Origin of the sequence: Erwinia wuhanensis, from assembly GCF_030484085.1 — a bacterium.
In the GTDB taxonomy this organism is placed as follows: Bacteria; Pseudomonadota; Gammaproteobacteria; order Enterobacterales; family Enterobacteriaceae; genus Erwinia; species Erwinia aeris.
In genome coordinates, this window is sequence record NZ_JAUJUH010000003.1 from 418,427 (window position 1) to 440,938 (window position 22,512).

Annotated in this window: 21 protein-coding genes; 16 read left to right on the forward strand and 5 right to left on the reverse strand. The window is 57.5% G+C overall.

The features are described from left to right. The first annotated feature begins 51 nt into the window (after positions 1-51). Positions 52-795: an SDR family oxidoreductase gene (locus QZH36_RS09675; RefSeq protein ID WP_301730074.1), complete on the forward strand. Its 744-nt coding sequence runs from the start codon at positions 52-54 to the stop codon at positions 793-795. A gap of 313 nt (positions 796-1,108) precedes the next feature. Beyond that, entirely contained in the window at positions 1,109-1,762 is a 654-nt protein-coding gene (gene trhA / locus QZH36_RS09680) for a PAQR family membrane homeostasis protein TrhA (RefSeq protein ID WP_253458664.1), read from the forward strand. Positions 1,763-1,789: 27 nt separating this feature from the next. Here the strand turns inward: trhA and ygfZ are convergent, their stop codons facing one another. Continuing rightward, positions 1,790-2,770 (reverse strand): tRNA-modifying protein YgfZ, encoded by a 981-nt coding sequence (gene ygfZ, locus QZH36_RS09685; RefSeq protein WP_301730075.1) that lies wholly within the window; start codon positions 2,768-2,770, stop codon positions 1,790-1,792. A gap of 216 nt (positions 2,771-2,986) precedes the next feature. Between ygfZ and sdhE the strand changes: the two genes are divergently transcribed. Together sdhE and QZH36_RS09695 are read left to right on the forward strand one after the other, a co-directional pair. Continuing rightward, complete coding sequence (gene sdhE, locus QZH36_RS09690; RefSeq protein ID WP_301252518.1) at positions 2,987-3,253, forward strand: FAD assembly factor SdhE; 267 nt, start codon at positions 2,987-2,989, stop codon at positions 3,251-3,253. Next, complete coding sequence (locus QZH36_RS09695) at positions 3,234-3,632, forward strand: protein YgfX (RefSeq protein ID WP_253458670.1); 399 nt, start codon at positions 3,234-3,236, stop codon at positions 3,630-3,632. Before sdhE ends, QZH36_RS09695 begins: the two co-directional genes overlap by 20 nt. A 9-nt stretch (positions 3,633-3,641) precedes the next feature. On the opposite strand, the gene fldB is transcribed toward QZH36_RS09695, so the two are convergent. Continuing rightward, on the reverse strand, positions 3,642-4,160 hold the full coding sequence (fldB, locus tag QZH36_RS09700) for a flavodoxin FldB (RefSeq protein ID WP_253461228.1): 519 nt from the start codon (positions 4,158-4,160) through the stop codon (positions 3,642-3,644). Positions 4,161-4,255: 95 nt separating this feature from the next. On the opposite strand from fldB, the gene xerD reads away from it, so the two are divergent. The 7 genes from xerD to lysS all read left to right on the forward strand — a co-directional run bounded on the left by xerD (position 4,256) and on the right by lysS (position 11,230). Continuing rightward, positions 4,256-5,149 carry a site-specific tyrosine recombinase XerD gene (gene xerD / locus QZH36_RS09705; RefSeq protein WP_253458672.1) on the forward strand — a complete coding sequence of 298 codons (894 nt, stop codon included), beginning with the start codon at positions 4,256-4,258 and terminating at the stop codon, positions 5,147-5,149. 44 nt (positions 5,150-5,193) lie between these two features. Next, complete coding sequence (gene dsbC, locus QZH36_RS09710) at positions 5,194-5,892, forward strand: bifunctional protein-disulfide isomerase/oxidoreductase DsbC (protein ID WP_253458674.1); 699 nt, start codon at positions 5,194-5,196, stop codon at positions 5,890-5,892. A 5-nt stretch (positions 5,893-5,897) separates the two neighbouring features. Then, a complete protein-coding gene (gene recJ, locus QZH36_RS09715; RefSeq protein WP_301730076.1) occupies positions 5,898-7,616 on the forward strand; it encodes a single-stranded-DNA-specific exonuclease RecJ in 1,719 nt (572 codons plus the stop codon). 147 nt (positions 7,617-7,763) lie between these two features. Beyond that, complete coding sequence (locus QZH36_RS09720; RefSeq protein WP_301730077.1) at positions 7,764-8,063, forward strand: type II toxin-antitoxin system HigB family toxin; 300 nt, start codon at positions 7,764-7,766, stop codon at positions 8,061-8,063. Continuing rightward, on the forward strand, positions 8,060-8,458 hold the full coding sequence (locus QZH36_RS09725) for a helix-turn-helix domain-containing protein (RefSeq protein ID WP_253458680.1): 399 nt from the start codon (positions 8,060-8,062) through the stop codon (positions 8,456-8,458). Before QZH36_RS09720 ends, QZH36_RS09725 begins: the two co-directional genes overlap by 4 nt. Before the next feature lie 143 nt (positions 8,459-8,601). Continuing rightward, a protein-coding gene (prfB, locus tag QZH36_RS09730) for a peptide chain release factor 2 (protein ID WP_301730078.1) occupies positions 8,602-9,700 on the forward strand; the annotation gives its coding sequence in 2 pieces (ribosomal slippage) (positions 8,602-8,676 and positions 8,678-9,700; 1,098 coding nt in all). 9 nt (positions 9,701-9,709) lie between these two features. Further along, entirely contained in the window at positions 9,710-11,230 is a 1,521-nt protein-coding gene (lysS, locus tag QZH36_RS09735; RefSeq protein WP_253458682.1) for a lysine--tRNA ligase, read from the forward strand. 289 nt (positions 11,231-11,519) lie between these two features. Here lysS and QZH36_RS09740 read toward each other — a convergent pair whose 3' ends face one another. Beyond that, entirely contained in the window at positions 11,520-12,143 is a 624-nt protein-coding gene (locus QZH36_RS09740) for a serine protease (protein ID WP_253458685.1), read from the reverse strand. A gap of 470 nt (positions 12,144-12,613) precedes the next feature. On the opposite strand from QZH36_RS09740, the gene QZH36_RS09745 reads away from it, so the two are divergent. Then, a complete protein-coding gene (locus QZH36_RS09745) occupies positions 12,614-13,777 on the forward strand; it encodes an MFS transporter (protein WP_253458688.1) in 1,164 nt (387 codons plus the stop codon). Here QZH36_RS09745 and QZH36_RS09750 read toward each other — a convergent pair. Beyond that, positions 13,774-14,694, reverse strand: coding sequence for a LysR family transcriptional regulator (locus tag QZH36_RS09750; RefSeq protein WP_253458691.1), 921 nt, complete (start codon positions 14,692-14,694; stop codon positions 13,774-13,776). The genes QZH36_RS09745 and QZH36_RS09750 overlap by 4 nt on opposite strands. A 119-nt stretch (positions 14,695-14,813) precedes the next feature. Here QZH36_RS09750 and lysA point away from each other — a divergent pair, with 119 nt between their 5' ends. Beyond that, on the forward strand, positions 14,814-16,067 hold the full coding sequence (lysA, locus tag QZH36_RS09755; protein WP_301252523.1) for a diaminopimelate decarboxylase: 1,254 nt from the start codon (positions 14,814-14,816) through the stop codon (positions 16,065-16,067). Positions 16,068-16,070: 3 nt separating this feature from the next. Here lysA and galR read toward each other — a convergent pair whose 3' ends face one another. Then, a complete protein-coding gene (gene galR / locus QZH36_RS09760) occupies positions 16,071-17,072 on the reverse strand; it encodes an HTH-type transcriptional regulator GalR (RefSeq protein ID WP_125287364.1) in 1,002 nt (333 codons plus the stop codon). Positions 17,073-17,425: 353 nt separating this feature from the next. Here galR and QZH36_RS09765 point away from each other — a divergent pair, with 353 nt between their 5' ends. From QZH36_RS09765 to QZH36_RS09775, 3 genes are all read left to right on the forward strand, one after another. Beyond that, the gene (locus QZH36_RS09765) at positions 17,426-19,696 is read left to right on the forward strand and encodes a molybdopterin guanine dinucleotide-containing S/N-oxide reductase (RefSeq protein ID WP_301730079.1); all 2,271 of its coding nucleotides are present in this window, start codon (positions 17,426-17,428) and stop codon (positions 19,694-19,696) included. A 235-nt stretch (positions 19,697-19,931) separates the two neighbouring features. Beyond that, entirely contained in the window at positions 19,932-20,279 is a 348-nt protein-coding gene (locus QZH36_RS09770; protein ID WP_301252526.1) for a hypothetical protein, read from the forward strand. A 351-nt stretch (positions 20,280-20,630) separates the two neighbouring features. Continuing rightward, positions 20,631-22,349, forward strand: a complete 1,719-nt coding sequence (locus QZH36_RS09775) for a penicillin-binding transpeptidase domain-containing protein (protein ID WP_301730080.1) — start codon at positions 20,631-20,633, stop codon at positions 22,347-22,349. The last annotated feature ends 163 nt before the right edge of the window (positions 22,350-22,512 follow it).

The following is a 22,512-nucleotide window of genomic DNA, read 5'->3' on the forward strand; positions in this document are numbered from 1 at the left end:
ATACAGACTGAAGGGCACCCTGGTGCCCTTTATTTTTATCGGGAGGCAAAAATGAAAACGGCTTTGGTAACCGGCGGCAGCCGGGGAATTGGGCGAGCCACCGCGCTGCTGCTGGCGCAGCACGGCTATCAGGTTGCGGTTAACTATCGTCAGCGTGAGGAAGCGGCGGCGGAAGTAGTGTCGCTTATTCAGCAACAAGGCGGAAAAGCGTTCAGCGTGCAGGCCGATATTTCTGATGAACAACAGGTAGTAGCGATGTTTCGCAGCCTTGATCAACAGGGCGCCGTGCTAAGCGCGTTGGTCAATAATGCCGGGATCCTGTTTCAGCAGACCAGCGTGGCGCAGCTAAACGCCGAACGCATCAATCGCGTTTTCGCTACCAATGTCACCGGAACCTTTCTCTGCTGTCGCGAAGCGATAAAGCGCATGAGTTTTCAGTACGGTGGGCAGGGCGGTGCAATCGTAAACGTCTCTTCCGCCGCAGCCCGTAGCGGTGCGCCACACGAATATGTCGATTATGCCGCCTCGAAAGGGGCTGTAGATACGCTAACCAGAGGGCTGGCGCTGGAAGTGGCGGCGCAGGGCATCCGGGTTAACGCGGTACGGCCGGGATTAATCTATACCGATATGCACGCCGACGGCGGCGAGGCGGATCGCGTCAACCGTATTGCGCCGACTCTTCCCATGCAGCGCGGCGGCGAGCCGGATGAAATTGCCAACGCCATTCTCTGGCTGCTTAGCGAAGCGGCTTCTTATGTTACCGGCACTTTTATCGATGCCGCTGGCGGACGATAACGGGATAAAGGCTGCCGAATAACGGCACCCGCGCCATTTTGTGGCTGCTTAGCGAAGCGGCTTCTTATGTCACCAGCACTTTTATTGCTGCCGCAGCCGGGCGTTACAGGGTGAAGGTCGCCGAATAACGGCCTGTTTTTCCTGGTTAAACAGCTGTTACAGCCGTTCACAGTTTATTTAAGCTTACAGTTGTACTCTGAAATCACTCTCGTCTAAGCTGAACGTGCGCAACTTTCGGACGGGCGGCTGAAAACGAGCCTGGATGCGATCCCCTTTGGCCGCCCCTCCGCTTCAGATTGGAAGAGGACAATGCATGACCAATAAAAAAGTGTTAACGGAGGGCTACTCCGTTGCAGAGGAGATAGCTAATAGCATCAGCCACGGCATCGGCTTTATCTTTGGTATTGTAGGGCTGGTGCTGCTGCTGTCGCAGGCGCTCGACAGCCAGGCCAACGCCGTCGCCATCACCAGTTACAGCCTCTATGGCGGCAGCATGATCCTGCTGTTTCTGGCCTCGACGCTTTATCACGCCATCCCTCATCCGCGCGCCAAAAGCTGGCTGAAAAAGCTGGACCATTGCGCTATTTACCTGCTGATTGCCGGCACCTATACGCCTTTTCTGCTGGTGGGACTTAAGTCGCCGCTGGCGCATGGCCTGATGGTGGTGATCTGGAGCCTGGCGCTGGTGGGCGTGCTGTTTAAACTGTTTTTTGTGCACCGCTTCGAGGCCTTATCGGTCATAACCTATCTGCTGATGGGCTGGCTGTCGCTGGTTGTGATTTATCAGCTGGCGATGAAACTGTCGGCGGGCGGCGTCTGGCTGCTGGCGGCGGGCGGCATTATCTATTCGCTGGGGGTGATTTTTTACGTCTCAAAGCGCATTCCCTATAACCACGCCATCTGGCACGGCTTTGTGCTTGGCGGCAGCATCTGCCATTTTCTGGCGATTTACTTTTATATTTCATAAAAAAAGGGGCCGTCCGGCCCCTTATTATTACGAAATCTCGTAGGGCAGCGGCTGGATAGCCAGACTGCCGCCTTCGTCGCCCTGTACCCGCAGCGCCGTTTCCGGCTCCAGATCGTTATTCAGCACCGCCTGCACCCAGACATCGCCATTATCCAGCTGACAGGCGGCCAGAATGGTGCCGGTGCGGCGCCAGTTGTCGCCCAGCTTCATTTCCAGCGCATCCGCAGCGGCCGGAACGCGGGCGGCCTTGCCGGCCAGCCAGTAAAGCGCACGCTTGTTGGCGCCGCGGAATTTAGCGCGCGCCACCATCTCCTGGCCCGTATAGCAGCCTTTTTTAAAGCTGATAGCGTCCAGCGCCTGCAGGTTTGTCGCCTGAGGAATAAACTGCGCGCTGTTCGCCGCGTCGATAACGGGCAGGCCAGCTTCGATATTCAGCGCCAGCCACTGCGAGCTGTCGGTTAGCTGTGCCTGACCGTCCAGAGCCGCGCGCAGCGCTAGTGCACTGTCGCGATTCAGGATTAGCAGAAAGCGTTCCGCCGGTGCGGAAAACCACAGCAGCGTCGCATCATCCTGCTGCACGACTGGGTTTTCAGCGTCCGGCAGCGTGTCAAACAGCCCGGCCAGCGCGGTGCGCGCCTGAAAACCGGCTACACCCAGCAGCACCGCTTCGTCATCCGCTTCGATAGCGACTTTGGCGAAAACGGCATACTTTTTCAGCTCGCTGATTTGCGTATCGCGCAGGCTGCGGCGTTCCAGATAGGCAAAGCCTTCGTCACGGTGAAACAGACGCAGATTGCTCCACATTTTCCCTTTTGCATCACAGTGGGCGGCGGGAAGATGCGCATTGGCATCCAGCGCAGCGACGTCCAGCGTCAGCTGACCCTGCAAATAGCTGACGCGGTCCGCGCCGGTCACGTTGACCAGCGCCCACTCTTCCAGCGAGATCAGCGTAAGCGGCAGACGGGCAGAGGCCGCAGGTTGACGAGGCGGGAAAGATAAAGTCGGCATAGCGGATTCCTGAAGTCAAATAAGCCTGCATTCATGTTAAAAGAGCCGCCCGGCTTTGCAACCAGTTTTCTGAAGGCGACGCACAAAAGGCGCGCTTGCGCGGCAACAAATGCTTTTATCGTGCGGCGCATTACGCAAAGCCAAATTGCGCCATCAACATCGGCTTAAAAAAGCGCTACACTAGCGGCCATCTTTCACCGACTGACGATGGAAAGCATGGATATTGAAAATAGAGCGCGCGTGCAGTGGGCCTGCCGGCGCGGTATGCGGGAACTGGATATCTCCATCATGCCGTTCTTTGAATATGAATATGACACGCTGAGCGATAGCGATAAAAAGATCTTTATTCGCCTGCTGGAAAGCGACGATCCCGATCTGTTCAACTGGATGATGAATCATGGCGAACCTGCCGATCCGGAACTGAAACGCATGGTTCACCTGATCCAGCAGCGAAACCAGCAGCGTGGCCCTGTGGCGTTCTGATCTGCGGGTCTCCTGGCAGGCGCAGTGGATGTCGCTCTCGCTGCACGGCGTGGTAGTGATAGCGCTGCTGCTGGCGCCGTGGCCGGCCAGCTTAACGGTAGTGTGGATGCTGCTGCTGACGCTGGTGGTGCTGGAGTGTGTGCGTAGCCAGCGACGCATTCGCAGCCGGGAAGGCGATATCGCGCTGCTGGCGGACCATCAGCTGCAATGGCGGCAGAAGCACTGGCGCATCTGCGGTCGGCCGTGGATGACGCGGCGGGCGATCCTGCTGGCGCTGCGCTCCGCTAAAGGCGAGCGCGAGAAGCTCTGGCTGCTGCGCGACAGCATGAACGAAAGCGAGTGGCGGCAGCTCCGTCAGCAGCTGCTCGCTATTCACTAAACGGCAGGCTTACAGCGTGGCGGCCATTTCCGTCAGGATTTGTTCGCACCACTGCGCGATACGCTCGTCCGTCAGCTCAAACTGGTTAACGTCGTCCAGCGCCAGGCCGACAAACTGCTGGCCGTCGGCGGTTAGCGGTTTGCGGCTGATAAACTCGTAGCCTTCGGTAGGCCAGTAGCCGACAAAAACGACGCCCAGCGGCTGCAGCACCTCATGCAGCATGCCAAGCGCGTCCAGAAACCACTCGCTGTACTCGGCCTGATCGCCCATGCCGTACAGCGCCACGGTTTTGCCGCGCAGGTTTAGCGTAGCGAGGTCGGTCCAAACCGCCTCCCAGTCCTCCTGGATTTCGCCGAAATCCCAGGTGGGAATGCCCAGGATCAGCATGTCGTACTGCTCCATCAGCTGCGGCGAGTCCTCTTTCAGATTGTGCAGCGTAACAAGATCCTCGCCGATAAAATCGCGGATTTTCTCCGCCGCCATCTCGGTGTAGCAGGTGCTGGAACCGTAAAAAAGCCCGATATTCATACGCGGTTTACTCAATTCTCCTGGTTCAATGGCGCGAATTATATCAGAATTGAGCTTTGACGGCGTGCCGTCGGGTAAGTGGAAAAGGAGTCAACGTGCAGGACAGCGATCTGACAGAGCAGTTTCTTGATGCCTTATGGATTGAGCGAAATCTTGCGCAAAATACGGTGGCTTCCTATCGGCTTGATCTGATGTCGCTGGTGAACTGGCTGGCGCATCACCAGCTGGATCTGCTGCATGTAGACAGCGCCGGGCTACAGAACTTTCTGGCCGAGCGCGTGGAAGGTGGCTATAAGGCCAGCAGTTCCGCTCGCCTGCTCAGCGCCATGCGGCGCCTGTTCCAGTATCTTTACCGGGAAAAGCTGCGTGAAGACGATCCCAGCGCGCTGCTGGCCTCGCCTAAACTGCCGCAGCGGCTGCCGAAAGATCTCAGCGAAGCGCAGATAGAGCGGCTGCTGCAGGCGCCCTCTACGGATATCCCGATAGAGCTGCGCGACAAAGCCATGCTGGAGCTGCTTTATGCCACCGGACTGCGCGTCACGGAGCTGGTCAGCCTGACGCTCAACAACGTCAGCCTGCGCCAGGGCGTGGTGCGCGTGGTGGGAAAAGGCGATAAAGAACGGCTGGTACCGCTGGGTGAAGAGGCGCTGCACTGGCTGGAGCATTACATTGAATATGGTCGTCCGTGGCTGCTGAACGGACAGACGCTGGACGTGCTTTTCCCCAGCAACCGCGCGCAGCAAATGACCCGACAAACGTTCTGGCACCGCATCAAGCATTATGCGACGCTGGCGGGCATCGACAGTGAAAAGCTCTCCCCCCACGTGCTGCGACACGCTTTCGCCACGCATCTGTTGAACCACGGCGCCGATCTGCGGGTCGTACAGATGCTGTTAGGGCATAGCGACCTGTCCACCACGCAAATTTATACCCATGTCGCCACCGAGCGGCTACGGCAGTTACATCAACAGCATCATCCCCGCGCCTGACGCGGTGATCAAACGGCCAAACTATAAGGCCATGAGGATAATCAATGAAAAAGCGTTACTTTCTCCTTTCTCTGCTGGTAGCAGCTGGCCTGGCGCATGCCGACGATGCGGCCATCAAGCAATCCCTGGCGAAGCTGGGACTGCAGCAGATGGAGATCCAGCCGTCGCCTTTGCCAGGGATGAAAACCGTGCTGACCGAAAGCGGCGTGCTTTACGTCAGTGAAGACGGCAAGCAGTTTATTCAGGGGCCGCTGTACGACATCAGCGGCGCGCAGCCGATCAACGTCACCAACAAACTGTTGGAGAAAAAAGTCGACGCGCTGAGCAGCGAAATGATCGTGTATAAAGCGCCGAAAGAGCAGCATGTCATCACCGTCTTTACCGACATCACCTGCGGCTACTGCCATAAGCTGCATTCGCAGATGGCGGACTACAACGCGCTGGGGATCACCGTGCGCTATCTGGCCTTCCCACGCGAAGGCATGAACGGACAGGTCGCCAAAGAGATGAAATCAATCTGGTGCGTGGCCGATCGCAAAAAAGCGTTCGACGCGGCGATGAAAGGCGAAACCCCTGCGGCGGCCGACTGCAAAATCGACCTGGCTAAGCATTACCAGCTGGGCATTCTCTACGGTATTCAGGGCACGCCAGCCATCCTGCTGCAAAACGGTATGATGATCCCTGGCTATCAGGGGCCGCAGGAGATGAAAAAGCTGCTGGATAGCCAGAAGACAGGCGGCTAAGCCCAGTGAGAGGAAAAACCGAATTACGCCGCCGCGTGGCGGCGCAGGCGTGCGAGCTGCCGGAGGATCTCCATCCTCTGCTGCGTCGCCTCTATGCGCATCGTGGCGTTAAGCAGGCCGTGGAGCTGGAGCGCGGTGCCAAAAATCTTCACGCGTTTCACTCGCTCAGCGGCATTGAGCGGGCGGCAGAGATCCTGCAAAAGGCCATTGCCGATAACCTGTGCATTATGATCGTTGGCGATTTCGACGCCGACGGCGCCACCAGCACCGCGCTGACCGTGCTGGCTTTACGCAGCATGGGCGGCCGCAATATCAAATATCTGGTGCCAAACCGGTTTGACGATGGCTACGGCCTGAGTCCGGAAGTGGTGGAGCAGGCGGCGGCGCGCGGTGCGCAGCTGATTATGACCGTGGATAACGGCATCTCTTCCCATGCTGGCGTCGCGCTGGCGCACGAAAAAGGCATCGCCGTAGTGATCACCGATCACCACCTCCCCGGCGATACGCTGCCGGATGCGGAAGCGATTGTTAATCCTAACCTGGCGGACAGCGAGTTTCCTTCACGCACGCTGGCGGGCGTGGGCGTCGCGTTTTATCTGATGCTGGCGCTGCGCGCGCGGCTGCGCGACAGCGGCGTCGCCACGCTGCCAAACCTGGCCGAGCTGCTGGATCTGGTGGCGCTGGGCACGGTGGCGGACGTGGTGCCGCTGGACGCCAACAACCGCATCCTGGTCTGGCAAGGGCTGAGCCGTATTCGCGCCGGCAAATGCCGCGTCGGCATCCGGGCGCTGCTGGAAATCGCCAATCGCGACGCGCGCCAGCTTGCCGCCAGCGACCTGGGTTTTGCGCTGGGGCCGCGTCTCAACGCTGCCGGACGGCTGGACGATATGTCGGTCGGCGTCGCGCTGTTGCTTAGCGAAGACATCGCCCAGGCGCGCATGCTGGCCAGCGAGCTGGATGCGCTGAACCAGACGCGCAAAGAGATAGAGCAGGGGATGCAGACGGAAGCGCTGGCGTTGTGCGATGCGCTGGAGCGCAGCAGCGAAGCGCTGCCGCTTGGTATCGCCATGTACCATCCGGAATGGCACCAGGGCGTGGTCGGCATCCTGGCTTCGCGGCTGAAAGAGCGCTTTCACCGTCCGGTTATCGCCTTTGCGCCCGCCGGTGACGGCACGCTGAAAGGGTCGGGACGCTCCATCAGCGGGCTGCATATGCGTGACGCGCTTGAGCGGCTGGATACGCTCTATCCCGGCCTGATTATCAAGTTTGGCGGCCACGCGATGGCGGCGGGCCTGTCGCTGGAGGCGGAAAAGTTCGATGAATTCCGCCAGCGCTTTGGCGAGCTAATCGGCGAATGGCTCAGCGAAGAGTCTTTGCAGGGCGTGGTCTGGTCAGACGGCCAGCTGATGGCGCAGGAGCTGACGTTGCCCACCGCAGAGCTGCTGCGTGAAGCCGGGCCATGGGGGCAGGCGTTTCCCGAACCGCAGTTTGACGGCAAATTTAAGCTGATCCAGCAGCGGCTGGTGGGCGAGCGTCATCTGAAGGTCATGCTGGAGCCGCTGGGCGGCGGGCCGCTGCTGGACGGTATCGCTTTCAATATTGATACCGCGCTCTGGCCCGATCCCAGCGTGAAGCAGGTAGAGCTGGCCTACAAGCTGGATATCAACGAGTTTCGCGGCAACCGCAGCGTGCAGCTGATTATCGAGCATCTCTGGCCGCTGTAGCCTGAACAGGCAAGTCTTACTCAGTCAGGAAGAGGTTGTGATTTGTCATGGCAGAGGGATAGCGTAATAAGTAAGCGCTTTTCATTATCTTGCAGTCCCAAAATGGGACTGGTATAGTCAAGGCGAATGTTTACCCAGGGAGGGGACATGAAGATTATCGCGGTAGCGCCATTACGGGAATTCTGGACCCTCCACAATCAGGCTGAGCAACCGCTTAAGGCCTGGGTTGATGAAGTCAGAAAAGCGACCTGGCGGACGCCACAGGATATAAAGAGGCGCTATCCGTCAGCCGATTTTGTGGCGAAAAACCGGGTGATATTCGAGATAAAGGGTAACGACTATCGGTTAATAGCCGCTGTGGCTTACCGCTTTCAGGCGGTATACGTGAAGTTTGTTGGAACCCACGCCCAATATTACGACATTGACGCTAAGACGGTGGAGCTATGACAAAGTATCAAATCAAACCTATTCGCACTGAAGAAGATTATCACTATGCGCTGGCTGCGGTTTCGCCGCTTTTTGATAATGAACCTGAACCCGGCTCAGAGGCGGCAGATTTTCTGGAAGTGACTATTTTGCTTATAGAAAAATATGAGCAGGAGCATTATCCCATTGAAGCGCCGGATCCGGTCGCGGCCATTAAATTTCGCATGGAGCAAATGGGAATGACCGCCAACGATCTGGTGCCGGCAATCGGTCTCAAAAATCGCGTTTATGAGGTGCTGAATTATAAACGAACGCTGACGCTGCCGATGATCCGCAGGCTGCATAAGATGTTTAACATTCCTCTGGCTTCGTTAGTGGCAGAATATCCGCCCGAGCCCCCAGCTTCTGCCGGTTAAGCGTCAACAAGCGTAACCAGCGCCGGTGCGCCTTCCGACTAAGGGATTGGCTGCGGTAAACTGCTGCCGCGCTAACGCTACAAACTCCCCGCAAATTCGTTTAAACTGCGTAGTTACATTGCAGACTTTTGAAGATCTAAATCATGTTTGAAATTAATCCGGTAAAGAACCGAATTCAGGATCTCACTGAGCGCAGCAGCGTTCTCAGGGGGTATCTTTGACTACGATGCCAAGAAAGAGCGCTTAGAAGAAGTTAACGCCGAGCTGGAACAGCCGGACGTCTGGAACGAGCCTGAACGCGCGCAGGCGCTGGGCAAAGAGCGTTCCGCGCTGGAAGCGGTAGTAGAAACGCTGGATCAGCTGAGCCAGGGGCTGGAAGATGTTGCCGGCCTGCTGGAGCTGGCGGTAGAAGCGGACGACGAAGAAACCTTCAACGAAGCGGTTGCCGAGCTGGACGTGCTGGATAAAAAGCTCGCCGATCTGGAGTTCCGCCGCATGTTCTCCGGCGAATACGACGGCGCGGACTGCTATATCGATATTCAGGCCGGCTCCGGCGGTACGGAAGCGCAGGACTGGGCCAGTATGCTGGTGCGTATGTACCTGCGCTGGGCCGAAGCGAAAGGCTTTAAAACGGAAGTGATCGAAGAGTCCGAAGGCGAAGTAGCCGGTACTAAATCCGCCACGCTGCGCATCAGCGGCGATTACGCTTTCGGCTGGCTGCGTACCGAAACCGGCGTGCATCGTCTGGTGCGTAAAAGCCCGTTCGACTCCGGCGGTCGTCGTCATACCTCTTTCAGCTCCGCGTTTGTCTACCCGGAAGTGGATGACGATATCGATATCGAGATCAACCCGGCCGACCTGCGTATTGACGTTTACCGCGCTTCCGGCGCCGGTGGTCAGCACGTTAACCGTACGGAATCGGCGGTGCGTATCACCCATATTCCAACCGGTACGGTGACCCAGTGCCAGAACGACCGTTCTCAGCATAAGAACAAAGACCAGGCGATGAAGCAGATGAAGGCGAAGCTGTACGAGCTGGAAATGCAGAAGAAAAACGCTGAGAAACAGTCGCTGGAAGATAACAAATCCGATATCGGCTGGGGCAGCCAGATCCGCTCCTACGTGCTGGACGATTCACGCATCAAGGATCTGCGCACCGGCGTGGAAACCCGTAATACTCAGGCGGTGCTGGACGGCGATCTGGACCGATTTATTGAAGCAAGTTTGAAAGCAGGGCTATAAGGAACTGACATGTCAGAACAACAACCGCAGGGCGCCGACGCCGCACTTGAGCTGAATAATGAACTGAAAGCGCGTCGCGAAAAGCTGAGCGCGCTGCGTGAGAACGGCGTGGCATTTCCCAACGATTTCCGTCGCGACAGCCTTTCCGACAAGCTGCACGCAGAATATGACGCGAAAGAGAATGAAGAGCTGGAAGCGCTGGGCGTAGAAGTCAGCGTGGCGGGACGTATGATGACGCGCCGTATTATGGGCAAGGCATCCTTTGTTACGCTGCAGGACGTAGGTGGCCGCATCCAGCTGTATGTTTCTCGCGACGATCTGGCGGAAGGCATTTACAACGAACAGTTTAAAAAGTGGGATCTCGGCGATATCGTCGGCGCTCGCGGCAAGCTGTTTAAAACCAAAACCGGCGAGCTCTCTATCCACTGTAGTGAACTGCGTCTGCTGACCAAAGCGCTGCGTCCGCTGCCGGATAAGTTCCACGGCCTGGCCGATCAGGAAACCCGCTATCGCCAGCGCTATCTGGATCTGATCTCCAACGACGACTCGCGCAAAACCTTTAAAATTCGTTCGCAGATCATGGCGGGCATCCGCAGCTTTATGGTCGGCCGCGACTTTATGGAAGTGGAAACGCCAATGATGCAGGTGATCCCCGGCGGCGCGTCTGCCCGTCCGTTTATCACCCATCATAACGCGCTGGATATTGACATGTATCTGCGCATCGCGCCCGAGCTTTACCTGAAGCGCCTGGTGGTCGGCGGCTTCGATCGCGTCTTCGAGATCAACCGTAACTTCCGTAACGAAGGGATCTCGCCGCGCCATAACCCAGAGTTCACCATGATGGAACTCTATATGGCCTATGCGGATTACAAGGATCTGATCGAACTGACCGAAAGCCTGTTCCGTACGCTGGCGCAGGACGTGCTGGGCACCACGGTAGTGCCTTACGGCGATCAGGAGTTCGACTTCGGCAAGCCGTTCGACAAACTGACGATGAAAGAAGCCATTCAGAAATACCGTCCGGAAACCGATCTGGCCGACCTGGATGATTTTGACAAAGCCTGCGCTATCGCGCAGTCGCTGGGCATCAAGGTTGAGAAGAGCTGGGGTCTGGGCCGCGTGGTAACGGAAATCTTCGAAGAGACGGCGGAAAGCCATCTGATCCAGCCGACCTTTATTACCGAATATCCGGCCGAAGTGTCGCCGCTGGCTCGCCGCAACGACGTTAACCCGGAAATCACCGACCGCTTCGAGTTCTTTATCGGCGGCCGTGAAATCGGTAACGGCTTCTCCGAGCTGAACGACGCGCAGGATCAGGCTGAACGCTTCCTGCAGCAGGTTAACGCCAAGGATGCGGGCGACGACGAAGCGATGTTCTACGACGAAGACTACGTAACGGCGCTGGAGCACGGCCTGCCGCCAACCGCAGGCCTGGGCATTGGTATCGACCGTATGGTGATGCTGTTTACCAACAGCCACACCATTCGCGACGTGATCCTGTTCCCGGCGCTGCGTCCGTCAGGAAAATAAGCAACGGCTGTGAGATTAAGGGGCGACTTGTCGCCCCTTTTTTACGGCTGATTTCAGGCGGGAGCTGGCGATGGCCTGAACGGTTCCGGGAAGTCCCCATCAAAATGACGGGTTTTGCTCTTCGCTGGGCTAAAGCCTGCGCTGGAATAAAGTACGTAATGTTTGCCTGCGCAAAACCGGTTTGTTACTGGAACCGCCAGCGCGTCCGGTGCCGCTCTTTGACCACCATCGCCCTTCATGTCGAAATAGCGATAAGCTCCTGCGGCCAGCGGAGTAAGCCGCCATGCCGTTACGATTTTATCGCCTCGTCGAGCCAATCCTTAAAGCGCGCGTAGGGCACGTACAGCGAGACGTTTTTATACAGCGTTTTACCGGTTTTAATATCGTTAATGCGGTTGGAATAGCCGACGATAACGCCTGCCACAGAGTCATCGGACGCGTTATAGACTGCGCCGCCGGACATGCCCTGCACCACGCCCGCGTCGGAAGCCACCACAACGCAGCTCAGCTTGTTCCAGTCGTTCTTCAGGCCGGTATTCACCAGATTGGTGCCGGTTGAGGCCACCGGCATGGCAGAGATAAAGCTGTAGCCATACAGATTGATTTTGTCGCCCATAAAGCCGTTACGGAAGCGCGGCGCGGGAACGTTGCCGTTTTTATGGTAAACCACCGCCAGGTCGCATTCAGGATGGCGCGACTTAACGCGATAAAGCGAATATTTCGCCACGTGCGCCGCCGTCAGGCTGTAATCGGCGGTCAGCGGAATAGTGGTGCCCAGCGTGCCCACGCCCAGAATGGTCGGAATGCCGGTAACGGTCATATCCACACGCTTCTCTGCTTCGCTGCTGTACTCATATTTTCCTACTGAGCACCCGGTGATACTCAGCGTCAGCAGGCAAATAGCCAGTCGCATCTTTGCTCCTCGGTAATGAATCGATCAAGCACAGCTCAATAAACGCCCGTTGCATCCATCATCGAGGTATCGGCCAACACTCGGAAAACTTTACCTATTTAACCTCACTCCGCGTCAAATGATTATCAGATAATTGATAATTTTCCGTAATGATTACCGTCTCAATGCGCGCAAAACACGACCATTATTTACTAAAGTAGCGGCGTATTTTCCTCAAGTATAGACAAACCGCGAGGCCCAAAAACGCGCCGGAAAGGCTAAAATCGGTGGATCTGACGGTCAGTCGGCGGCGATTATTGCCTTTCAGGCAAGAGATTGTTGCCTGAGAAGGGGTATAAGTCCCTGATGAGCTGTGCTTTAATCTCTGATGTGATGTAGATCAAAATTCACATTCTGTAATACTTTCCCCGCCCTTTTTTTGCCTGTCGACCGCTGTCGGCGGAAAGATAATTTTTTCTGGAGAAGATGAGATGCCCGTTTCTTTACTGGCGCTGGCGCTGAGCGCCTTTGCTATAGGCACCACGGAATTCGTTATTATGGGCCTGCTGCCGGAAGTGGCAGGCGATCTCGGCGTAACGATCCCTTCGGCGGGCTGGTTAATCAGCGGCTATGCGCTGGGCGTGGCGATCGGCGCACCGATTATGGCGCTGCTCACGGCTAAGCTGCCGCGTAAAAAAACGCTGATTTTACTGATGTCGATCTTTATTGTCGGCAACGTGCTTTGCGCGCTGGCTTACAGCTACAACCTGTTGATGATGGCACGGGTGATCACCGCGCTTTGCCACGGCGCATTTTTCGGCATTGGCGCCGTGGTAGCCGCCAGCCTGGTCGCGCCCGACAAGCAGGCTTCCGCCGTGGCGCTGATGTTTACCGGCTTAACGCTGGCTAACGTGCTGGGCGTGCCGTTGGGTACCTGGTTTGGCCAGCTGTTTGGCTGGCGCGCCACCTTCTGGGGCGTGGCGGTGATTGGCGTGCTGGCCTTTATTGCGCTGATTGTCAGCCTGCCCACCAACCGCAACGAAAAGCCGGTACATCTGGCCAGCGAGGTCAGCGCGCTGGCTAACGGCAAGCTGTGGCTGTCGCTGCTGATGACGGTGTTTTTCGCCGCCGCCATGTTTGCGCTGTTCAGCTATATTGCGCCGCTGCTGCTCCAGGTTACCGGCATCAGCAACAAAGGCGTCAGCTGGACGCTGTTTTTAATCGGCGGCGGCCTGACCGTCGGCAATATCCTGGGCGGCAGGCTGGCCGACTGGAAAGTCTCTTTTAGCCTGATCCTCAGCTTCTCGCTGATCGCGCTGTTTTCGCTCGCCTTTAGCTGGACCAGCCATGCGCTGTGGCTGGCGGAAATCACCCTGTTTTTATGGGCGATGGCAACGTTCTCTACCGTGCCGGGACTGCAAATCAACGTGGTTCGCCACGGCAAAGAGGCGCCGAACCTTGTGTCTACGCTGAATATCTCTGCGTTTAACGTCGGCAACGCGTTTGGCGCATGGGCGGGCGGTGCAGTGATTGACGGCGGTTACGGGCTGACTTCCGTGCCGGTTGCGGCGGCCGTACTGGCCGTTATGGGCCTGCTGATTTGCCTGCTGACCTTCCGCCGCCCGCGCGGCCAGCAGCAGGCGGCGCGCGCTTAAGCCAGTAATGCCGCGAGGCGCTGGTTGAACAGGCTGCTATGCTCGCGCAGATGCAGACTGAACGCGTCAACCAGCGCCGAGCCGGGGCGGTGCTGCGGCCGGATCAGGCTGACGGTAAAAGGCACCGCAATGCTGAAGCGGCGGATTGCCACGCCGTTGCCCGCATAGTCCAGCGCCGTGAGCGGATTGACTATCGAAACGCCCACGCCCGCTCTTACCATCGCACAAACCGAGGCCGCGCTGTGCGTCTCCATCACCATTCTGCGCTGAACGCCCTGCTCGCTGAATAGCTGATCCAGTAACTGACGATAGCTGTCCGTTTGCGACAGGCTGATAAAGTTTCTCCCGGCGAAATCCTGCGGCGTCAGGCAGCTTTTTTCCGCCAGCGCGTCGTCCTGCGGCAGCACGCAAACCTCATTACCGGTAAAGATTACGCTGCGTTCCGTGCCGGCCGGCGTCTGGCCGGTTTCCGTTAAGCCTAAATCGTAACGTTGCGCCGACAGCCACTCTTCCAGCAGCGGCGACTCCTGCGGAATGATATTCAAACTGACGTCGGGATAACGCTGCAAAAAGGGCTGGCAGAGCAGGGGAAGCAGCGACTGGGAAAACACGGGCAGACAGGCCACAGACAGCTCGCCCTGGCGAAACTGGCGCAGGCTTTCGGCCGCGTTGATAATCCTGTCCAGACCGTACCAGGACCGCTGCACTTCCTCAAACAGCTTCAGTCCCTGAACGGTAGGGTGCAGACGGCCCCGGATGCGATCGAACAGCTTCAGGCCGGTCAGCTTTTCCAGCCTGGCCAGTTCGCGGCTGACCGTGGGCTGCGAGGTATGCAGCATGACCGCCGCTTCGGTCAGATTGCCGGTGGTAACAACCGCATGAAAAATTTCGATATGCCGCAGCGTGATGCCAGCCATAAATACCCTCGCAAAAAGACTAATTCATATCATGAATGAATAGACTTCGCTAAAACAGATATTTTTCATCCCGCTGTCGCTATGGCGTAATAACGCTATTACTGACAGGAGAAAGCCCGATGCCACGCCCGCTGAACACCACTGAAACCGCTCTGAACCGTGACAATTTGCTCCAGCTGGCGCGCCAGTATGGCGGCCCCGTCTGGGCTTATGATGCCGATGTCATTGCCGACCGTATCGCGCAGCTGCAACAGTTTGACGTAGTGCGTTTTGCGCAAAAAGCCTGCTCTAACGTTCATATCCTTAAGCTGATGCGCGCAGCGGGCGTTCGCGTTGATTCGGTTTCGCTGGGAGAAGTGGAGCGTGCGCTGGCGGCAGGCTTTCAGCCCGGCGGGGAAGAGATCGTCTTTACGGCCGATCTGCTGGATGCGCCTACGCTTGCCCGCCTGGCAGAGCTTGCGATCCCGGTGAATGCCGGTTCGGTTGATATGCTGCATCAGCTGGGCGAAGTGTCGCCGGGCCATAAGGTTTGGCTGCGCGTTAATCCGGGGTTTGGTCACGGCCACAGCCAGAAAACCAATACCGGCGGTGAAAACAGCAAGCACGGGATCTGGCACGGCGATCTTCAGCTGGCGCTGGCCGCTATCCGGCAGCATCGTCTGCAGCTGGTCGGCATCCATATGCATATTGGGTCGGGCGTGGATTATGGTCATCTGGAGCAGGTTTGCGACGCAATGGTCAGGCTGGTTATCGACTTCGGACAGGATGTGGAGGCGATCTCAGCCGGCGGCGGGCTTTCCATTCCCTACCGTTTTGGCGAAGAAGCGATCGATACCGCTCACTACTTTGGGCTGTGGGATGCGGCGCGCCAGCGAGTGGCGCAGCATTTAGGCCATGCGGTGAAGCTGGAAATTGAACCGGGACGCTTTCTGGTGGCGGAATCTGGCGTGCTGGTGTCTGAAGTGCGCGCCGTTAAACAGATGGGCAGCCGCCACTTCGTGCTGGTGGACGCCGGTTTTAACGATCTGATGCGTCCGGCGATGTATGGCAGCTATCATCATATCTCCGCCATTGCGGGTGATGGACGCGATCTGCAAGAGAGCCGGACGATTGACACCGTGGTGGCGGGGCCGCTGTGCGAATCCGGCGACGTTTTCACCCAGCAGGAAGGCGGCAAAGTCGAAACCCGCGCGCTGCCGCACGTCAGGCCGGGCGACTATCTGATATTTCATGATACCGGCGCTTACGGCGCGTCGATGTCCTCTAACTACAACAGCCGCCCGCTGCTGCCGGAAGTGCTGTTTGAAAACGGCCAGCCGCGCCAGATCCGCCGCGCGCAGACCGTTCAGGAGCTGCTGGCGCTGGAGACGTAAGCATCAGTCCGGCGAGCCGACCGAATGGCGGCGCACCAGCGTCGGACTGAACAGATTGGTCACCTCCGGCAGCGGCTGGTTATTAGCCAGCGCTAACGCCAGCTCCGCTGCCTGCTGCGCCATGGTGACGATAGGGTAGCGCACCGTGGTCAGCCTCGGGCGGACATAGCGCGATACCAGCACATCATCAAAACCAATCAGCGACATCTCTTCCGGCACCCGCACGCCGTTATCGCTGAGTACCGCCAGCGCGCCCGCCGCCATTGAATCGTTATAGCAGGCTACGGCGCTAAAGGCCTTGCCGCGCCCCAGCAGCTCCGTCATCGCCTGTTCGCCGCCGATCTCATCCGGTTCGCCAAACGCGACCAGGCGATCGCTGCCCGGCAGATTGTGCTCCTTCAGCGCGTCGTAATAGCCCTGCAGCCGCTCGTCCGCATCGGAAATAGGGTGGTTTGAGCAGATAAAAGCGATGTTCTGATGGCCCTGTTGGATTAGATGGCGCGTTGCCAGCCACGAGCCGTAGCGATCGTCCAGCGCAATGCAGCGCTTTTCAAAACCCGGCAGCGCACGGTTAATCAATACCATGCCGGGGATCTGCTTCATCAGAGGGATCAGGTCGGCGTCCGGGATTTTTTTTGTATGCACCACCAGCGCGCCGCAGCGGTGCCGGATCAGCTGTTCAATCGCCTGGCGCTCTTTTTGCTCATTGTGATAACCGTTGCCAATCAGCAAAAAGTTGCCGGTACCGTAGGCGACCTGCTCGACCGCCTTGACCAGCGCGCCGAAAAAGGGATCGGAAACGTCGCCGACGACCAGCCCCATGGTTTCCGTTGACTGCTGCGCCAGCGCGCGCGCGTTAGCGTTGGGATGATACTGCAACTCTTCCATTGCGCTGTTAACGGCCTGGCGAGAAGCGTCGCTGGCTTTAGGCGAATTATTAATTACGCGAGAGACCGTAGCAACGGACACACCCGCCAGCCTGGCGACATCCTTAATGGTAGCCATAGTGACAAAGCCTTCCAGGGTAAACGTTTACATGGCTCCAGTGTTGCGGAAATTGCCAGCTACTTCAAGCAGGCAGAATGCTGCGAATGTCGCAAAGCCGATGAAAAAGGCGAGGTATTATCGGCGGATCCTTTTACCGGGCCGTCTTTCCCTTAACGCTTTGCCGCTTCCCGCGCACAAGTACGCCAGCCCAGGCATTTGGAAAGAGCAGCTTCAGTAATGTGCTTTTAGCGCATCAGGCACCGGGTCAGCGGGCTTTTACCACCGCATATCGGCCGCACAGAAGTTTGCTGAAACGCACCGGAAAAATGGTAGCCTGTAGGCTGACACGAACACCAGCCGGACTGCCTGCCATGACTCTAAAAAAAGTGCCGCATCTTGCCCACTGGGGCGCCTTTACCGCCGTTGTCGAAAACGGCAAACTGCAGCGCTGCGAACCCTTTTTCGCCGATCGCGATCCGTCGCCAATGCTTAACACTATTCCCGAGCTGGTCTATTCCGACCGGCGCATTCGTCAGCCGATGGTGCGCCGCTCCTGGCTTAAATCGCGCGAGAAAAGCGACCGTACGCTGCGGGGACGGGAAGATTTTGTGGCGGTGGACTGGGAAACAGCGCTGGATTTAGTGGCGGAAGAAAACCGTCGGGTGCGCGATCGCTACGGCGCCGCCGGTATTTTTAACGGTTCTTACGGCTGGTCTTCGGCGGGGCGCGTTAACCATGCCCGCACGCTGATCCGCCGCTTCTACTTTACCGGCGGCGGCGGCGTCGATCAGCTGGGCAACTACAGCTGGGGTGCCGCGCAGTTTTTCCTGCCCTATATCATCGGCACCTATATGCCGTTGACCGGTCGCGTTACCGACTGGCCGAGCGTGGTGGAACATTGCGAAATTTTTGTTGCCTTTGGCGGGCTGGCGCTGAAAAACGGCCAGGTTGCCTCCGGCGGCGCAGGGCAGCACAGCCTGAAACCGGCGCTGCTTGAACTGGCGGCCAAAGGCACACCGGTGATCAACATCAGCCCGATGCGGGATGACTGCCCGGAATTTGTTAACGCCGAATGGATCCCGATCCGACCTAATACCGACGTGGCGCTGATGCTGGCGCTGGGGTACGAAGTGGAGCGGCTGGGCGCGGCGGATGGCGATTTTCTGGCTTCGCACTGCGTAGGCTATCCGCAGCTGCGTGGCTATCTGCTGGGCGACAGCGACGGGGTGGCAAAAACCCCGCGCTGGGCCAGCGAGATCACCGGTATTCCGGCCGCGCGCATTGAACTGTTGGCCAGACAGCTGATCGGCAAACGCAGTTTTATGACCAGTTCTTATTCCGTGCAGCGTGCCCATCGCGGCGAACAGCCTTACTGGATGATGATCGCGCTCTCGTCGATGCTGGGCCAGCCGGGCCTGCCGGGCGCCGGGTTCTCTTTTGGACATGGTTCCATGAACAGCGTGGGCAACCCGCGCATTGACGGGCCGGCACCGATGATGTCAACCGGCGTCAATCCCATTGCCGACCAGGCGATCCCGGTAGCGCGCATCAGCGATATGCTGCTGCATCCGGGCGAGCCATACGCTTTCCAGGGCCAAACCCATACTTATCCCGATATTCAGCTGATCCACTGGGCGGGCGGCAATCCGTTTCATCATCATCAGCAGCTTAACCGGCTGGTCGAGGGCTGGCAGAAGCCGGAAACGGTTATCGTGCAGGATATCGTCTGGACGCCTGCGGCGCAGATGGCGGATATCGTGCTGCCGGTGACCACCTCGCTGGAGCGCAACGATATCGGCGGCTCGTCCCGCGACCGCTTTGTGCTGGCTATGCATCAGGCGATCGAACCGCAGCATCAGGCGCGTAACGACTTTGATATTTTTGCCGATCTGGCGGAGCGCCTGGGCTATCGCGACGCTTTTACCGAAAACCGGAACGAAGCGCAGTGGATTGAGCACCTTTACCAGCAGTGTGCGGTGGCGCACCAGCGCCGGGGCGTCGACTGGCCGGATTTCCAGACTTTCTGGGAACGGGGCTACGTGGAGGTGCCAGAAGGCGACAAGCCGTTTATTTTTATGGAGGATTTTCGCCGGGATCCGCAGCAAAACCCGATCCAGACCGCCAGCGGCAAAATTGAGCTGTTCAGCGAAACCATTGCGGGCTTTGGCCTGGTGGATTTTGCGCCGCATCCGGAATGGCAGCCGCCGCAGGAGTGGCTGGGAGCGGAAATCCGCCAGCGCTTCCCGCTGCATATGATCTCCATGCAGCCTGGCGATCGACTGCACAGCCAGATGGATGCGACGCCGACGGTGCAGGCTAACAAAACGGCCGGAAGGGAAACGCTGTGGATGCATCCGGAAGATGCCGAAACGCGCGGGATTGCCGATGGCGACACCATTGAGGTCAGCAACGATCGCGGGCGGATGCTGGCTGGCGTCAGGCTTACGGACGGCGTCAGCCGCAGCGTGGTGCTGATCGCCACCGGCGCCTGGTTCGACCCGGGTTTTGGCAAAGCCTGGCTGCCGTATGACCAGGCGGGCAATCCCAACGTGCTGACGCTGGATATCGGCACCTCTTCGCTGACGCAGGGGCCAAACGCCATGAGCTGCCTGGTAGAGATCCGCAAGGCGACGGAAGTCTGATGCCAGCAACAAAACGGGCACCACTCTGATAGTGCCAATAATTGTTGATAATGGAGTGAAAAAGATTAAAAATTAGCCTGCTGACAGACCGGGCAATACAGATAAAAACCGTAAAGATCGTTTCTGCTGTCCTGGAGTGGATGGCAGTTTTGAAAGCTTTCAAGGGATTATCATCCGGTTGCCCGCCGTCTGGCTAAAAAATAGCCATGATATAGCTATCAGGGAGGGATAAATTATGTATGGAACTGAAAGGGATGCGGTGCCGTTTCCCGGCTATTGGGAAAAAAGCGGCGGCAGAGGGGGAAATATGCGAAATCTTGTAAGGAAGCTGGAAGAAGACGTAGCGGGCATTCGGATTGATATTGCCGTCATCAAGTCGAACTATATGACAAAGCAGGATCCCGGCGTTTTCAGAGACGAACTGAAAGGGGATAACAGCACCCCTTTAGAAGAGGTTCGCAAGTTGAACGTGGCAATTAGCGATGCAAAAAACGCAATTATTTTTTGGTGCGTCAGCGCCGTGATTTTTGCCCAGATCATACCCACTCTGCCAGCTATCCTGAAAATTCTCTTTCCTTCCTGAGTCCGGCAGTCATCCCGCTAAGGCGGGATGTAGCTTTCAGCAACCCACTAACGTTGCAAAAACACATAGAAATCACATGGCTGGTTACATTTTGCGGGTAACTGTTGCGAATGTGGGCTGGCGAGCAGGCTGGCCCGGTTGCTACAGTTTATGTCCCAGAGGTATTGATGGGTGAACATCAAAATAACTTTGTTTCACCGACCTGCGCAGATGCGCAGGTTTTTTTTACCTGACGCTTTTGCTAAACCGCACGGCAATAATCACGATCTGAAACACAGTTTTCCTGTTATCACCCCTGCATTTTTTGTATAACTCCCGGTCAGTTATCCGCTATTCGCCGACAGAAGAGCCATGCCCCGCTTAAAGAAATCACTGGCTAAAGACCAGGAGCCGTTTCATCCCGTTCGCTTTCGCCTGATTTGTCTTGGCGTGTTCGTTTCCATGCTGCTGCTGTTGCTCTGGGTAGGGGATTTGCAGCTGATTAATCATCCTATGCTGGAAAAACAGGCGGATGAGCGCTCGCTGCGCACGGTCACTATTCCGACTAATCGCGGCACGCTGTTGGATCGTAACGGCGAAGCGCTGGCGCTGAGCGTGCCCTCGCGCGATATCATTGCCGATCCGCAGCGCGTGCTGGAAGCCAATCCCGATTTTACCAGCGCGAAATGGGAATATCTGGCTAACGCTTTGGATCAGCGACCTGAAGAGATCGCCCGGCAGATCAAAGCCAATCCCAACCGTCGCTTTCTTTACCTGGGCCATAAAATCGAGCTGGGTATCGCTAAAGATATCGCCAAACTGCATCTGTCCGGCATTTCCACCGTCTATGACGACAGCCGCTTCTATCCGATGAGCGAGGCGACTGCGCCGCTGCTCGGCATTGTCGGCGCGGACAATAGCGGCCTGAACGGGCTGGAAAAAGGTTTTGATAAGGTGTTGCAGGGCACGGCAGGCGTAGAGAAATATCGTCAGGATGCCCACGGCAATATTATCGCCATGATTAACTATGAGCCGCCTCGCCAGCCGCCGACGGTGCAGCTCAGCATCGATAAATTCGATCAGTACACCCTGTACACTAAGCTGCGCGATGGCGTACTTCTGAATAAAGCCGATTCCGGCGCGGCGGTGCTGGTTAAAGTCGATACCGGCGAAATTCTGGGGATGGCGTCTTATCCTTCCTATAATCCCAATAATTTCAGCAACGTTTCGCCTGACCAGATGCGTAATGCGGCCATTAACGACAGCTATGAACCCGGCTCAACGGTAAAACCGCTGGTGGTGATGGAAGGGCTGGCGCGCAAGCTGGTGCGCCCGGATTCCGTGCTGGATACCACGCCTTATCGCGTTAACGGCCACCTGATCCGCGACGTGGGCCACTGGCCGCGACTGACCATGACCGGCATCCTGCAAAAATCGAGCGATATCGGCGTATCGCATATCGCGCTGGCGATGCCCGCTGAAGTGCTGGTCAACACCTTCCACTCTTTTGGCCTGGGGAAACCCACCGGCCTGGGGCTGACCGGCGAAAGCGTAGGCTACTTCCCGCTGCACCGTGAACGCTGGGCCGATATCGAACGGGCCACTTTCTCCTTTGGCTATGGTCTGCGCGTCACGCCGCTGCAAATAGCGCGTGAATACGCCACGCTGGGATCTTTCGGCGTTTATCGTCCGCTTTCGATTACCAAAGTGACGCCGCCCGTGATCGGCACGCGGGTAGCAGACGAAGATATCGTGCGCTCGGTGGTCCATATGATGGAAAGCGACGCGCTGCCCGGCGGCAGCGGCGTGCGCGCGGCGGTGCCGGGCTATCGACTGGCAATTAAAACGGGAACGGCCGAAAAAATGGGCTCGAGCGGTAAATATGACGGCGGCTATATCAACTATACCGCGGGCGTAGCGCCAGCCAGTAATCCTCAGGTCGCGCTGGTGATTATGATCAACCACCCGACGGCAGGGGATCACTTTGGCGGCTCGGTCGCCGCGCCGGTCTTCGGCAATATTATCGGCCCCGTGCTCAAGCATATGAACGTGGCACCGGACGCGCTCTACTCCACGCACAGCGGCACCTGATACTGTCCAATACCTGAGGCCGCCGTCAACAAGAAGCCCACGCCAGCGCGTGGGCTTTTTTTATCTTAGCCTCCCGTCATCCGCTCCGGCTTTAACGCACAAATACCTCTGTTAAACATCAGCTATTCTGACAATTGTAAATTGTGTGATCTATTAAAATATC

Bases quoted from the DNA above. Each gene is read 5' to 3' on its own strand.
- QZH36_RS09675 (WP_301730074.1), top strand. From the start codon at position 52: ATGAAAACGGCTTTGGTAACCGGCGGCAGCCGGGGAATTGGGCGAGCC.
- trhA (WP_253458664.1), top strand. From the start codon at position 1,109: ATGACCAATAAAAAAGTGTTAACGGAGGGCTACTCCGTTGCAGAGGAG.
- ygfZ (WP_301730075.1), bottom strand. From the start codon at position 2,770: ATGCCGACTTTATCTTTCCCGCCTCGTCAACCTGCGGCCTCTGCCCGT.
- sdhE (WP_301252518.1), top strand. From the start codon at position 2,987: ATGGATATTGAAAATAGAGCGCGCGTGCAGTGGGCCTGCCGGCGCGGT.
- fldB (WP_253461228.1), bottom strand. From the start codon at position 4,160: ATGAATATCGGGCTTTTTTACGGTTCCAGCACCTGCTACACCGAGATG.
- dsbC (WP_253458674.1), top strand. From the start codon at position 5,194: ATGAAAAAGCGTTACTTTCTCCTTTCTCTGCTGGTAGCAGCTGGCCTG.
- QZH36_RS09720 (WP_301730077.1), top strand. From the start codon at position 7,764: ATGAAGATTATCGCGGTAGCGCCATTACGGGAATTCTGGACCCTCCAC.
- QZH36_RS09725 (WP_253458680.1), top strand. From the start codon at position 8,060: ATGACAAAGTATCAAATCAAACCTATTCGCACTGAAGAAGATTATCAC.
- lysS (WP_253458682.1), top strand. From the start codon at position 9,710: ATGTCAGAACAACAACCGCAGGGCGCCGACGCCGCACTTGAGCTGAAT.
- QZH36_RS09740 (WP_253458685.1), bottom strand. From the start codon at position 12,143: ATGCGACTGGCTATTTGCCTGCTGACGCTGAGTATCACCGGGTGCTCA.
- QZH36_RS09745 (WP_253458688.1), top strand. From the start codon at position 12,614: ATGCCCGTTTCTTTACTGGCGCTGGCGCTGAGCGCCTTTGCTATAGGC.
- QZH36_RS09750 (WP_253458691.1), bottom strand. From the start codon at position 14,694: ATGGCTGGCATCACGCTGCGGCATATCGAAATTTTTCATGCGGTTGTT.
- lysA (WP_301252523.1), top strand. From the start codon at position 14,814: ATGCCACGCCCGCTGAACACCACTGAAACCGCTCTGAACCGTGACAAT.
- galR (WP_125287364.1), bottom strand. From the start codon at position 17,072: ATGGCTACCATTAAGGATGTCGCCAGGCTGGCGGGTGTGTCCGTTGCT.
- QZH36_RS09765 (WP_301730079.1), top strand. From the start codon at position 17,426: ATGACTCTAAAAAAAGTGCCGCATCTTGCCCACTGGGGCGCCTTTACC.
- QZH36_RS09770 (WP_301252526.1), top strand. From the start codon at position 19,932: ATGTATGGAACTGAAAGGGATGCGGTGCCGTTTCCCGGCTATTGGGAA.
- QZH36_RS09775 (WP_301730080.1), top strand. From the start codon at position 20,631: ATGCCCCGCTTAAAGAAATCACTGGCTAAAGACCAGGAGCCGTTTCAT.